The sequence below is a fragment of the Pseudoalteromonas sp. MM17-2 genome (genome assembly GCF_022347945.1).
Lineage (GTDB): Bacteria > Pseudomonadota > Gammaproteobacteria > Enterobacterales > Alteromonadaceae > Pseudoalteromonas > Pseudoalteromonas ruthenica.
The window spans coordinates 13,805-27,280 of sequence record NZ_JAKRFV010000012.1; the positions used below are offsets into that span (position 1 = coordinate 13,805).

Here is a 13,476-nt window from a genome sequence, read left to right on the forward strand (position 1 = left end):
CTCTAATTGGTGTACGAGTGAATACTCATAAGCTTAGCGCATTTTTGTGGAGTAGCATTGTCGTGTTAGTAGTAAGTACTTGTGTAGGCTTGGGTTTCTGGCAGTTAGATCGTGCCGAGCAAAAGCAAGAGCGCGAGCAGCTATTGCAGCAATGGGCCAGTAAAGGGCGCATTCCTTTTACCCAAGCTCAGCGCCTGATCAATTCTGATGTTGATGCCACAGGTATGCAAACGGCAGTGTCTGGTCGTGTGCTACAGCACTACTGGTTGCTTGATAACCAGGTTTATCAAGGCCGAGTTGGCTACGACGTATTGGTGCTGGTTATGCCTCAAGGAGCTAGTCGGTGGCTACTGGTCAACCTTGGTTTCATTGTTGCGCCAACAACACGTGAGCAACTGCCTCAGTTGCAGCTACCGACACAGATAACGCTTGATGATGTGCTCATTAAAGAAGGCCCGTTAGGGTCAATTACCTTGGCGCAAAGCTCACCATCAATGGGTTGGCCTAAGCGTGTACAGCAAATCGATATAACAAAAATCGCGAATCAAGCGAGAGTCCCCGTTTATAATTTTATGGCGTATGCGCAAACGCCTTCGCCGTTAGTTGCTACCGAGCCACATTACCAGCCTGTAACCATGCCTGCAGAAAAGCATATAGCCTATGCATGGCAGTGGTTTCTCATCGCCTTAGCGGCGTTATTGATTGCGCTTACCGCCTTTTGGCGTGCAAGGAGAGGGTATGACAAATCGTAAACCATTAGTGATTTTTATTGCTTGTTTCATTATTCCCGTTGTTGCCGCTATTGCCGTTCTTAAAAGTGGCTGGCTACCAGCAAGTACTAGTAATAACGGCACTTTAATGAGTGAGCAGGTGGAACTTGAACAGTGGGGCCAGTACCCCGTGTCGCCCTGGACTATCGCGCTAGTGAATCAAGCTGGTTGTGGCCCTTGCCAAGCTCAGTGGCAAGACATGCAGTCGCTCTATGTGGCGCTTGGGAAAAACCAAAGTAAGGTGCGCATGGCAGTATTAGGGGAGAGGCCACGCAGCGCCGGGGTGCCCGAGGTGTTGTATGTAGATTCAGTGCCCAGTGCATTAAAAGCAGGTCATCTGTACTTGATAGATCGCCATGGCTTGGTGGTATTGGAATATGACTACGCTGAGCAGGAGCAGCAAAATCGACTTATCCATAAAGGGTTACTAAAAGACATTAAAAAACTACTTAACTATTCTCGCAGCAGCTAACGAGGCCAGTATGACAAAAAATTATAAAACTCTGGTGTTATGCACTGCCATTCTCGCAGTGTTGGTGGTGGGCTTGGGCGCTTATACACGTTTGAGTGATGCAGGGCTTGGGTGCCCGGACTGGCCCGGTTGTTATGGCTTTCTCACCGTACCCGATCAAGCCCATGAAATACAAAAAGTGCAGCAGCATTTTCCTGGTGCGCAGGTAGATCAAGGTAAAGCTCTCAAGGAAATGGTGCATCGCTATTTTGCCGGCGGCCTAGGCTTATTGATCCTAGCTTTAGCAGTGTATGCATTACGCCATGCAAAGTTACCCCATGTCCCGTTGCGTTTACCAATGGTGTTGTTGTTACTGGTTATTTTCCAAGCCTTACTGGGCATGTGGACGGTGACCATGAATTTACAGCCTTTGGTAGTGATGGGGCATCTTCTTGGTGGCTTTTCCATTGCTAGCTTACTGTGGTTACTTTACCTGCGAACCCATTCTCAGCCCGTATTTGGTGGCGACCCCGGAGCGCGAGCAAGTCTAGGTTGGAGCCTGTCCGCGTTAGTTGTGGTGGTGATACAGATTGCCTTAGGGGGATGGCTCGCGGCAAATTATGCAGCCACACATTGTATTGGTTTCCCGATGTGTGCGGGCAGTGAGGCGTTCTCACTCAGTAGTGTTTTCCAGCTACCTACCGAGCACAGTAATTATGAATTTGGGGTGTTGTCGTTCGAATCGCGTATGTCTATTCATCTATTGCATCGCTTTGGCGCATTCATTACCGCCGTGGTGTTGCTCAGTGCCATGTGGCAGGTATTTCGCAGTGCGCAATCACAGATGATTAAACAGGCGTGTGGCTGGGTTGTGGCGGCCTTAGTGGCGCAAATAAGTTTAGGTATCGCGTTAGTACAGATGAGTATTCCGTTAAATGTGGCACTTGCCCATAACTTGATGGCGCTATTGCTATTACTGACCTTAGTGCGGTTGTGTTATCTACAAAAATCAAAAAGTTAATAAGGGAGCAGGCTATGAGCAAAGCGATTTATTGGCAGTACGGAGATAGTAAAGACACCACATGGCGCGATTATTTAGCCATGTGCAAAGCGAAGGTTGTGCTGATGTTGGTATTAACCGCTTGGGTTGGCGTAGCTTTAGCTCCCGACATGGGGCGCAGTTGGTTATTGCAAACAGTGAGCTTACTGGGTATTGGCTTATTATCAGCAGCCGCAGCGGTGATTAACCATATTGTGGATAGAGAAATTGATATGAAAATGGCTCGCACTCGCCATCGCCCGGTGGCCCGTGGCAGAGTGAGTGAGCGCAATGGCTTTATGTTTGCAGCACTGATTGGTGGGCTTGGGTTTGCTGCTTTGGTTAGCGCTGCTAACTGGCTGTGTGCCATTTTAACGCTGATGGCACTGGTGGGTTACGCAGTTGTATATACATTATTTCTAAAGCGGGCAACGCCTCAAAATATTGTTATCGGGGGGCTTGCAGGGGCGATGCCTCCTTTGCTTGGTTGGGTTAGTGAAACGGGGCAACTTGCTGCAGCACCATGGCTCTTGGTGATGATCATTTTTACTTGGACCCCTCCGCATTTTTGGGCTTTAGCTATTGCTAGAGAGGCAGATTATCGTCGAGCGAATGTGCCTATGCTACCTGTGACGCACGGTATCGATTTTTGTAAAACATGTGTATTGGCGTATACCGTGATTCTCGCCTTAGTGTGCATTTTGCCCTATTTAATTGGTATGTCAGGACTATTTTACTTGTTATCAGCAGTTATTCTTAATGGTGTATTTATTGCTTACGCCTGGCGTTTAAAGCGTGAACAGGACCATCGCAGTGCAATGGCCGTTTTTAAGTTTTCAATTGTGCATTTAATGGTACTCTTTGTCGCATTATTTATAGATAAGTGGATGTTTTATGTGGCGTAAATTAGGCGCGGCCGCACTATTTTCTGTTCTGCTACAAGGGTGTTCAAAGCCGACATTAGAGGTTGATGCGCTGGTGTATGAGCCAGCCAAAGTAGTGAAGCCATTTAAGCTTAAAAATCAACACGGCGACGATGTCGGCGTTGATGACCTAAAATCGCAGTGGGATTTGCTGTTTTTAGGTTACACCAGTTGCCCTGACGTGTGCCCCATGACCTTAGCAAAGCTCCGGCAGGTAGAAAAAAAGCTTGCCATAGAAGATATAAACGTTTGGTTTATATCAGTAGATCCTAATCGCGATACTGCACAAAAGCGTCTACAGTATATTAATTACTTTAATCCTAATTACCAGGCCGTGTCGGGACCGCACAAGGCACTTTACCCCTTTGTCCAGAATTTAGGGCTAATTTATGCAGTGACTGAAGAGCAAACAGGAGACTATTTAGTGGACCACAGTGCCTCTGTGGCACTGGTCGATCCGCATGGGAAAATACGGGCTATCTTCAAACCTGAATTTAAAGCTGGCAGTGTACCAACGATTAATACAGACACTATGATCAAGGACCTTAAATCTATACTCAGCTACTACGGTGGCTGAGCCAGGATCAGCGTGTCTCCCTTCGGTTGTCTATACATAGGCAGCCAATTCACCTAACTCTCTATTTATTTAAAGATTTTTTTACAAAATTCGCTGGCAATCTAACTAACTAGGTCTAAGCTTTTGATATGAGAAATGTTAAATGCTCAAGCATAATTTATGTTTAGGTTGCCTAACGAATTAACCATTTCACAAGTTGAAAATTTACAGGCAGAGCTACTGAAGCAGCTCCAGCAGGGCAGTGATCTATGTTTGGATATGGGCGATGTAACTCGTGCCGATACTGCCTGTATTCAGCTTTTGTGTGCGTTACAAAAAGCATTACAACTTGGCGATCACAGCATTACATGGGAAGGCTCGAGTGAAGCGCTCGTAAACGCTTGTCAAAGCTTGGGTGTAGCCAATTATTTAGCGCTAAATGGAAACTAAATTAGGGGTGGGTATGACGAAGATTCTAGCCGTGGATGACTCAGCTTCAATGCGTCAAATGGTGAGCTTTACCTTGAAAAAGGCAGGTTATGAAGTCACTGAAGCGAAAGATGGCAGCGAAGCGTTAGCGATCGCCAAAAAGGATAAGTTCGATGCCGTAATTTCAGACGTCAATATGCCGGTTATGGATGGCATCACCCTGATTCGAGAGCTAAGAACCTTGGGTGATTACAAGTTTACCCCTTTGCTTATGCTTACGACCGAATCCGGGCTAGATAAAAAGTCTGAGGGCAAGGCTGCGGGGGCCACCGGCTGGATAGTTAAACCCTTTAATCCAGACCAACTACTTGCAGTAATGAAAAAAGTAATTCGCTAAGGCTGCGCGGCTATGAGTATCGATCTCAGCCAATTTTTCGAAGTCTTCTTTGAAGAGAGTTTCGAGGGCCTTGATGCCATGGAGAGTGAGCTGTTAAATCTTACTCCAGGTGAAGCCGATAGCGAAACGCTCAATACCATCTTCCGCGCAGCCCACTCGATCAAAGGCGGCAGTGGTACTTTTGGGTTCACTTCAGTGTCCGATTTTACCCACGTTTTAGAAACCTTGCTGGACCAAATACGCCAAGGTCAGCGTCAACTTGAAGCACAGCACGTAAACCTGCTATTGCGTTCGGTCGACTGCTTGCGAGAGATGTTGCAGGCACTGCAAAGCGAACAAGATCCAGAATTACACACTGCCAAGGAGCTACAACAACAATTTGAGGAAATTCTTGGTCTAAGTGAAGGGGAAGTGGCGGCCAACGAAAACGAAGCGAGCGCTTCACCGTCGCAGCAAGCAGAAACTAGCACCTATCAAATTTTATTTAAACCGCACCATCATTTATTCAAAACAGGCAATGAACCCCTGTTTATGCTCAGTGACTTGGGTGATCTCGGATCCATTGAAGTTCAAGCTGATTTATCCGCCATCCCTGAAATTCAGAATCTACAGGGTGATGAATGCTTCATGTCTTGGAAAGTATTTTTGCAAACTGAAGCAACACAAGAGCAAATTAAGGAAGTGTTTGAGTGGGTAGAAGATGATGCTGATATCGATATTAGTCTGTGCGGAGGCTTGTTCTCAGAGCAAGAGCCATCCGCACCGGTTGAGCCATTGGAGCACGATGATGCTGCACAGCAATCAAGTGAAAACGAACCGGTGGCCCAAGCGACTCAAGCACCGGCAAGTAAAGGCAAAGCAAATAAAGCTAAATCTAATGAGTCGACTTCCATTCGTGTTGGCATAGATAAAATTGACTCGTTAATCAATATGGTGGGTGAACTGGTTATTACGCAATCCATGCTCAGCCAACTGGGTGAGCAGGAAGTGACCGAAAATACCTTGGCTGCACTGCAGGAGGGGCTTGCACAGTTAGCGCATAATACCCGCGATTTACAAGAAAATGTCATGCGTATTCGCATGCTGCCAATTAGTTTTGTATTCAGCCGATTTCCACGTTTAGTGCGAGATATATCGCAAAAACTCGGTAAGCAGGTGGAGTTAAAAATTCTTGGCGAGGGTACCGAGCTTGATAAAACAGTGATGGAGAAGATCTCTGATCCCATGGTGCATTTAGTGCGCAATTCGTTAGATCACGGCCTAGAGACGCCAGAACAGCGTAAACAAAGTGGTAAACCTGAAATTGGCACGGTGACACTCAACGCCTTTCATCAAGGCGGCAATATTGTGATTGAAATAATGGACGATGGCCGAGGCCTAAATACTGAAAAAATCAGAGAAAAAGCCATCGCTAATGGCCTAATCGATGGCAATGAAGAGCTCAGTGACGACGACATTAACGAGCTCATTTTCGAACCTGGGTTCTCCACAGCCGACGAAGTGAGTGACATCTCCGGGCGCGGTGTCGGGATGGATGTGGTGCGCCAGAACATTAGCTCCTTAAGCGGTTCTATCGAGGTGGTGTCGACCCCAGGTACGGGGTCAACTTTTACCATCCGTTTGCCACTGACGCTCGCTATTTTAGATGGTCAACTGGTCCGCATTGCCGAACATACCTATATTGTGCCGCTCATTACCATCGTTGAGTCATTACAAATTGATACGAATAAGGTCAGCCGGGTCGGCAAAAGCTTGGAGGTACTGCGCCTGCGTGATGAATACATTCCCATTTTACGGTTATACCAACTGTTCAATCATCATGATGCCATTACCGAACTAGATAAAGCTCTTCTGGTCGTGGTCGAGTGTGATAACCAAAAAGTGGGTCTGCTGGTGGACGACTTACTGGCGCAACAGCAAGTGGTAATAAAAAGTTTAGAGGCGAACTATCAGAAGGTTGATGGTGTTTCCGGTGCGACTATTCTCGGAGATGGGCGGGTATCGCTGATCGTTGATATTGCCGGGTTAACCAAAATGGCCGGTTTGAAAAAGCCAGGTGCACAAGAGGCACTCATTGATGCTGCAGCCCTGCATGAGGAGCAGGTATGAAAGTAGAAGGCATTAACGAACATATTATCTTGCAGAATAATCAGGGTCACATTCAGCAATACCTGACATTCATGATGGCTGACGAAGAGTACGGCATGGATATCCTGAGTGTACAAGAAATACGTGGTTGGGAGGAAATAACCGCGATTCCTAATGCCCCAGATTATATCAAAGGGGTCATTAACCTCAGAGGAACTATCGTACCGATCATTGACTTGCGTTTGCGCTTTGGGATTGAGCCACAGCCTTACGGGCCTCTGACGGTCGTCATCGTGGTTAAAGAGCAAGTAAGAGAGAAAACTAAGGTAATGGGCTTGGTGGTTGACGCTGTGTCCGATGTTTACGCAATTAATCAACAGGATGCGAAAGGGATCCCGGAATTTAACGATTCAAGCGACAACGAATTAGTGGAGCGACTCGTTAATGTAGGGGAAACCATGGTCATTCTTCTGGATTTGCCAAAAATACTCGATTGTTAATGGCGAACAAGTACTAACAGGGTGGAAAAGCATGGGCTGGTTTACTAAGGAATCTAACACTTCAAACGAAGACACAATGCTTTTAAAAGCATTAAACAGGTCTCAAGCAGTGATCGAATTCACCCCATCGGGGAATATCTTAACCGCTAATGATAACTTCCTGCGCGTGATGGGTTATAACCTTGAAGAAATCCAAGGTCAACATCACCGATTATTTGTCGACGCCAAGGAGGCTTCAAGCCCTGAATATAAACGTTTTTGGCAGCGCTTGAGCGCCGGCGAATATATTGCTGATGAGTTTCGGCGTATAGGTAAATCCGGGGAAGATGTCTGGATCCAAGCATCGTATAACCCCGTCATGAATCAGCAGGGTGAGGTCGTTAAGGTGGTCAAGTTTGCCACTGATATTACCGAAATTAAGCTCAAGCGCGCTGAGTTAGAAGGACGGGCAAAAGCGATATCACGGGCGCAGGCGGTGATAGAGTTTGAGTTAGATGGCACCATTATCACTGCCAATGATAACTTCTTATCAACCTTGGGCTATCGCTTGGAAGAGATTAAAGGTCAGCATCACCGCATGTTTGTCACCCCTGCCGAGGCGGCAAGCCCTGAGTATACCGTGTTTTGGCAGCGCTTAAGCCAAGGAGAATATCACTCGGGGCAATACAAACGTATCGGTAAGAATGGCGCAGAAATATGGATCCAAGCATCTTATAACCCTATTTTTGATATGAACGGCGACCCTGTAAAAGTCGTGAAATATGCCACTGATATCACCGAGCAGCGCCAGCAAGAGCGACAAGCACGGGAGTCAGCGCGCCTAGCAAGTGCATTAAAGGTTTGCCAAGCCAATGTCATGATGGCTGACAACGACCTTAATATTGTGTTTGTTAACGAACAAGTCAAAGCCATGCTGCGCAATCGCGAAAAACAAATTCAATCAGCATTGCCTAACTTTAAAGTGGATGACTTGATAGGGACGTGCGTCGATGACTTCCATGCTAAACCGTCGCACCAGCGAGCAATGCTGGCAAAACTTGATGAACCCTACAGCACTAATCTTAAACTTGCCGGGCTAACGTTCAACCTAATAGCAACGCCTTGGGTCGACGAAGATGGCAAGCGTTTAGGAACCATTGTTGAATGGCAGGATATGACCGAAGAGCTTGCTCGAGAGGAGAAACAAAAACAGGCAGCACGAGAGAACCTACGTGTACGCCGTGCCTTAGATAATGTCTCGACCAATACCATGATTGCCGACAATGACCATAATATCGTGTATTTGAACGAGGCGGTGGTCAACATGATGCGCAATGCTGAGCGAGACTTACGCAAAGACTTACCCAACTTCGACAGTAGCAACTTGCTTGGTCAAAACATTGATGTATTCCATAAAAACCCAGCGCATCAACGCTCAATGTTAGAGAAACTCTCTACTACCTACAGTACAGAGATTGTCGTCGGTGGGCGGACCTTCGGATTAGTTGCCAACCCAATATTAACCGAGGAAGGTGAGCGTGCAGGGACCGTAGTCGAGTGGGACGATCGCACCGCCGAGGTCTCTATTGAGAAAGAAATCAATGACTTAGTAGGCGCTGCCCGCAGAGGTGAGCTGAATGCTCGCGTGAGTTTAGATGGCAAAGATGACTTCTTCCTGCGTTTATCTAAAGGCCTTAACCAACTGGTCGAGGTGGTGGATGAAGCAGTGGATGAAACGGCCACTATGCTGGATTCATTAGCTCATGGTGATTTAACTAAGCGTATTGATAGTGACTTCCAGGGGGCCTTCGAAAAGCTCAAGCGTGATGCCAACAGTACCGCTGATAAGCTCACCGAGATGATTGAGAAGATCACCAGCTCAGCCAACTTGGTGGCCACTGGAGCGGAGGAAATCTCACAAGGTAACACCGATTTAAGCCAGCGTACCGAGGAACAAGCCTCATCGCTGGAAGAAACGGCATCGAGTATGGAAGAGATGACCAGCACGGTGAAGCAAAATGCCGATAATGCCAAGGTTGCCAGTGAGCTTGCAGAGAAAACATGCGACAAGGCCAAGCAAGGTGGCGACGTGGTTAATCGTGCCGTTTCAGGCATGGCAGAGATTAACGAAGCGAGTAAGAAAATTGCCGATATTATCGGTGTTATTGATGAGATTGCTTTTCAAACCAACCTGCTTGCACTTAATGCCGCTGTGGAAGCGGCTCGAGCGGGTGAGCAAGGTCGCGGCTTTGCGGTGGTTGCCGGTGAAGTGCGTAATTTAGCACAACGCTCAGCGGGTGCAGCCAAAGAAATTAAAGAGCTTATCCGTGACAGTGTCGGCAAGGTTGAGGATGGCACGGTATTAGTGAATGAATCAGGTGCAACGTTGCAGGACATTGTTGAGTCGGTGCAAAAAGTAACGCAAATGATCTCTGATATTTCAGAAGCCTCCATTGAGCAAAGTGCAGGTATTGAACAAGTAAATAAAGCCGTGGCGCAAATGGATGAGATGACTCAACAAAATGCAGCCTTAGTTGAACAAGCCTCTGCTGCTAGCGAATCGATGGCGGAGCAGGCCAATAGTATGCGCCAGCTACTGAGTTTTTTCTCCATCAATATGCAAGCAGCTCTTCCGGATATGAGTACGAGCCCGAGTAATGCAGTGAAACGTTTGAACGGAGCTCAAACGCAAGTAAATAAATCACCTGCCCCCTCAGGGAATAACTTTGTTGACGATGGAGACGAGTGGGAAGAGTTTTAATAGCGTAGTGGCTACATGATGTGCCCAACTAAAGTGCGTATTGGCGAGGAGGCCCAGCAATGTCAGAGTTTATTTTTACAGATAAAGACTTTAAAAGTATTGCTGGGCAAGTTTATCAAGCGTGCGGCATCGTGCTCGGACCGCAAAAACGAGAAATGGTGTATTCGCGGCTGGCAAAACGGTTGCGCCAATACGGGTTTACCAAATTCAAGCAATACCTAGCGTTTTTGGAGCAGCATCCCGAGCAGGAGCTTAGCCACTTTATTAACGCATTGACCACCAATCTAACGTCATTTTACCGTGAGAAGCACCACTTCGATTACCTAGAAAAGGAGCTGCTCCCGCGAGCGTTAAAAGAAAATACTCGCGATCATAAGATTCGTATCTGGTCGGCAGGGTGTTCCACAGGTGAGGAACCATATTCCATTGCGATGTCGGTTGCCAAAGTCTGTCCGCGTGTTGGCTGGGATATCAAGATTCTCGCGACTGATTTAGACTCCAATGTGTTGCACAGCGCACAACAGGGAGTATACAACCAGCGACAGGTCACAGGGATCCCGGAGCCACTGTTGAAAACATGGTTTTTAAAAAGCCGCAGTGGCGAGCAAATGAAAGTGAAGCAGGCACTACAGAAGTACATAACCTTTAAGCGCTTAAACTTACTTGAGCCTTGGCCTATGAAGGGCCAATTCGACGTTATTTTTTGCCGAAATGTAGTAATTTACTTCGACAAAGTGACCAAAGAGCACCTTTACAATTTATTTGCACAGCGGCTCAAACCCGGAGGGCACTTATTTTTAGGTCACTCCGAAACCATGGGTAAAGAGCAAACTCAGTTCAATAACCTAGGTCGTACTATGTATTCTAAGGTCGGTTCATGAACCCAGCATTCAAGCCAACCTTACGCGGGTTTGAGCAAATAAAACGGTTTTGGGACTCAGGCCGTAATAAAGTAATGGCCAAGGTGTTGCCCGGTGAGTTTTATGTCACCAAGCAAGATGAGTTGGTGTCTACGGTACTGGGATCATGTATCGCCGCGTGTATCTACGACCCGGTAATGGGAATCGGTGGTATGAATCATTTTATGTTACCCAGCTCTTTGCAGCTGGAGCAAATAGATCCCGATAGCACCGACTGCCGTTATGGGAACTGGGCAATGGAATTTTTGATTAATGAAATTGTTAAAAATGGTGGATTGCGCAAGAACCTACAAGTGAAACTTTTTGGTGGCGGTAAGGTTATTCGCTCTATGACCGATGTCGGTATGGGCAATATCCGCTTTGCCAATGCATACCTAAAGGAGGAAGGGCTCAACTTGGTTGCACATGATGTAGGAGGTCCTTGGCCGAGAAAAGTGCTCTTTCACCCAGAATCAGGCGCAGTGAAGGTGAAAAAGCTGCGCACAATGCACAACGACACCATTCAGAAACGAGAACTGAAATACCTTCGCGATCTTGAGCAGGCAGATAACAATACCGATATTGAGCTGTTTTAGGAGTGACCATGATCCGTGTATTAATTATCGATGACTCAGTGTTAATCCAGTCACTATTAAAGGAAATTATCACTGACGCCCATGATATGGAGGTGGTGGGCTGTGCCAGCGATCCTTATCAGGCAAGGGAGATGATAAAACAGCTCAACCCCGATGTGCTCACTCTCGATATTGAAATGCCAAAAATGGATGGCATCAGCTTTTTAAAAAACCTCATGCGCTTGCGACCAATGCCAGTGGTGATGATTTCGACACTGACCCAGCAGGGCGCACCCATTACACTCGAAGCGTTGGAGTTGGGAGCTGTAGACTTTGTTGCTAAGCCCACCAATAATGTTCGCGCCCAAATGCAAGCTTATGCAGGTTCAGTACAGCAAAAAGTGCGCACTGCGGCTAAGGCCAACATTCGTCGTCACTCCAGCAAAACACTTGCGCCGGTAACCGTTCAAAAAGACCAACAGTTTAAACTCAACCACCTCGTAGCAATAGGTGCATCTACCGGTGGTACCGAAGCTATTAAAGAAGTGATTACTCGCTTACCTGGAAACTTCCCTGCGGTGGTTATTACCCAACACATACCACCGGTATTCAGCCAGTCTTTTGCCATACGTATGAATAATGTTTGTGCGATGCAGGTGCATGAGGCAAGTGATGAGCAAGTCATTAAGGCGGGCAATATCTATATCGCGCCAGGTGGCGAGCACCTGATGGTGCAGCGTAAAGGCGGTAAACTGGTATGTCGGTTGTCATCAAGCGAACCGGTTAATCGTCATCGTCCAGCGGTGGATGTGATGTTTTCGTCCATTGTTGAGCAACAACTAGCTAAGCACACCTGTGCACTATTACTAACGGGCATGGGGGCTGATGGTGCCAAGGGGCTGTTACAGTTAAAACAGGCAGGAGCAGTGACAGCGGCCCAGGATCAGGCAAGTTCAGTGGTTTGGGGCATGCCCAAGGCCGCCATTGACCTTGGGGCCGCACAGGTAACCTTAAGTTTAGCTAAATCTCCGCAATGGCTTATTGAGCAGGCGAAGAAGTGATCACCCAAGGTTGTGAAAACCAAAAGTAGCGCCCGCTCGCTTGTTGTGAAGGCGCAGTGCAGTTGTAACGGGCACGCCCGTCTCCCAGCTCTTGTTTGGCGGTGATTTTAACCTGCTTAGCAGAGAGCCAGTTGAGTTCGGCTCGACCTTGACCAGATACATAGCAAGCGAATTGATTTTGATGAAAGCCTTTTTCTTTGAACGAGATCGTCAGTTCAGGTTGACGTTTTGTCGTGACTGTATCGTCATAGGTTAAGGTATCGATATGAAACGGCAGTGACGCCAGCTTAGTAGACAGGGTATCCAAGTCTGCATAAAAACCAGATGCGGGAAAACGTGGTAAACGCGTAAAGTCGTTGTCTGGGCCTACGGCCCCTGAATGTTGTCCTATGCCAACATAACCCATGTCTTGCACCAGTTTTTGTAAGGCTCGGTCAAATTCGCCATAAGGGTAGGCTAAATACTTTAAACTGTAACCCAACTCTTCCTCTATACGTTTTTCTGAATACTGTAAATCCGCGCGGATACGCTCTTGCCATTGGGCCTCACTCTCGCCATCTAAGCGGTGGTGCAGATAGTCATGCTGAGCGCTATGATTGGCGATAAGGGCACCTTGCTCACTGAGTGTCTTGAGCTGCTCCCAGGTCATGACATAGCTGCGCTGCTCATCAATAAGTTTGGGGTTAACAAATATGGTATAGGGGTAGCCGAACTCGTTAAGAATAGGCGCTGCTTGCTCAATGTTGTTGTCGTAACCATCATCAAAGGTAATGGCCACGGTTTTATCATTATAGCTTTCGCCCTGTTTGAGTCCTTCAATCAGAGTGTCTAACGCAATGACTTCAAAATCATTTTTTTTAAGGTACTGCATATGAGCACGAAATGTGCTGGCATCAACACTGGTGACCTTAGGCAAGGTTTTACTTACGTGATGATACTGTAGAATAACGGCAGCTTGAGCCGATGCGCACGCCAGTGCAAAGAAAGAGAAAATTACTACATGGGACACTTTTTTAAACATAATACCCACCATAAAAGCTTATTGATG

Annotated in this window: 14 protein-coding genes; 13 read left to right on the plus strand and 1 reads right to left on the minus strand. The window is 47.0% G+C overall.

What is annotated here, in order from left to right; genetic code table 11:
* The first annotated feature begins 17 nt into the window (after positions 1-17).
* The 13 genes from MHM93_RS11020 to MHM93_RS11080 all read left to right on the plus strand — a co-directional run bounded on the left by MHM93_RS11020 (position 18) and on the right by MHM93_RS11080 (position 12,428).
* The gene (locus tag MHM93_RS11020) at positions 18-752 is read left to right on the plus strand and encodes an SURF1 family protein (RefSeq protein WP_239449172.1); all 735 of its coding nucleotides are present in this window, start codon (positions 18-20) and stop codon (positions 750-752) included.
* Positions 739-1,242, plus strand: a complete 504-nt coding sequence (locus tag MHM93_RS11025; RefSeq protein WP_239449173.1) for a transmembrane cytochrome oxidase associated protein — start codon at positions 739-741, stop codon at positions 1,240-1,242. Before MHM93_RS11020 ends, MHM93_RS11025 begins: the two co-directional genes overlap by 14 nt.
* 10 nt (positions 1,243-1,252) lie before the next feature.
* Positions 1,253-2,242 (plus strand): COX15/CtaA family protein, encoded by a 990-nt coding sequence (locus tag MHM93_RS11030; protein WP_239449174.1) that lies wholly within the window; start codon positions 1,253-1,255, stop codon positions 2,240-2,242.
* Between the two features lie 14 nt (positions 2,243-2,256).
* Positions 2,257-3,165, plus strand: coding sequence for a heme o synthase (gene cyoE / locus MHM93_RS11035; RefSeq protein ID WP_239449175.1), 909 nt, complete (start codon positions 2,257-2,259; stop codon positions 3,163-3,165).
* The gene (locus tag MHM93_RS11040; RefSeq protein WP_239449176.1) at positions 3,155-3,760 is read left to right on the plus strand and encodes an SCO family protein; all 606 of its coding nucleotides are present in this window, start codon (positions 3,155-3,157) and stop codon (positions 3,758-3,760) included. The genes cyoE and MHM93_RS11040 overlap by 11 nt, the downstream gene beginning before the upstream one ends.
* Positions 3,761-3,919: 159 nt before the next feature.
* Positions 3,920-4,189 (plus strand): STAS domain-containing protein, encoded by a 270-nt coding sequence (locus MHM93_RS11045; protein WP_053909940.1) that lies wholly within the window; start codon positions 3,920-3,922, stop codon positions 4,187-4,189.
* 13 nt (positions 4,190-4,202) lie between these two features.
* Positions 4,203-4,565 (plus strand): response regulator, encoded by a 363-nt coding sequence (locus MHM93_RS11050; protein ID WP_026110938.1) that lies wholly within the window; start codon positions 4,203-4,205, stop codon positions 4,563-4,565.
* A gap of 12 nt (positions 4,566-4,577) precedes the next feature.
* The gene (locus MHM93_RS11055) at positions 4,578-6,674 is read left to right on the plus strand and encodes a chemotaxis protein CheA (RefSeq protein WP_239449177.1); all 2,097 of its coding nucleotides are present in this window, start codon (positions 4,578-4,580) and stop codon (positions 6,672-6,674) included.
* On the plus strand, positions 6,671-7,153 hold the full coding sequence (locus MHM93_RS11060; RefSeq protein WP_022943711.1) for a chemotaxis protein CheW: 483 nt from the start codon (positions 6,671-6,673) through the stop codon (positions 7,151-7,153). Before MHM93_RS11055 ends, MHM93_RS11060 begins: the two co-directional genes overlap by 4 nt.
* Before the next feature lie 31 nt (positions 7,154-7,184).
* On the plus strand, positions 7,185-9,893 hold the full coding sequence (locus tag MHM93_RS11065) for a methyl-accepting chemotaxis protein (RefSeq protein WP_239449178.1): 2,709 nt from the start codon (positions 7,185-7,187) through the stop codon (positions 9,891-9,893).
* A 59-nt stretch (positions 9,894-9,952) separates the two neighbouring features.
* A complete protein-coding gene (locus MHM93_RS11070) occupies positions 9,953-10,774 on the plus strand; it encodes a protein-glutamate O-methyltransferase CheR (protein WP_239449179.1) in 822 nt (273 codons plus the stop codon).
* The gene (gene cheD / locus MHM93_RS11075) at positions 10,771-11,388 is read left to right on the plus strand and encodes a chemoreceptor glutamine deamidase CheD (protein ID WP_239449180.1); all 618 of its coding nucleotides are present in this window, start codon (positions 10,771-10,773) and stop codon (positions 11,386-11,388) included. Before MHM93_RS11070 ends, cheD begins: the two co-directional genes overlap by 4 nt.
* An 8-nt stretch (positions 11,389-11,396) precedes the next feature.
* Positions 11,397-12,428, plus strand: a complete 1,032-nt coding sequence (locus MHM93_RS11080; RefSeq protein ID WP_239449181.1) for a chemotaxis response regulator protein-glutamate methylesterase — start codon at positions 11,397-11,399, stop codon at positions 12,426-12,428.
* Here MHM93_RS11080 and MHM93_RS11085 read toward each other — a convergent pair.
* On the minus strand, positions 12,406-13,449 hold the full coding sequence (locus tag MHM93_RS11085; protein WP_239449182.1) for a polysaccharide deacetylase family protein: 1,044 nt from the start codon (positions 13,447-13,449) through the stop codon (positions 12,406-12,408). The genes MHM93_RS11080 and MHM93_RS11085 overlap by 23 nt on opposite strands.
* Positions 13,450-13,476 lie beyond the last annotated feature (27 nt).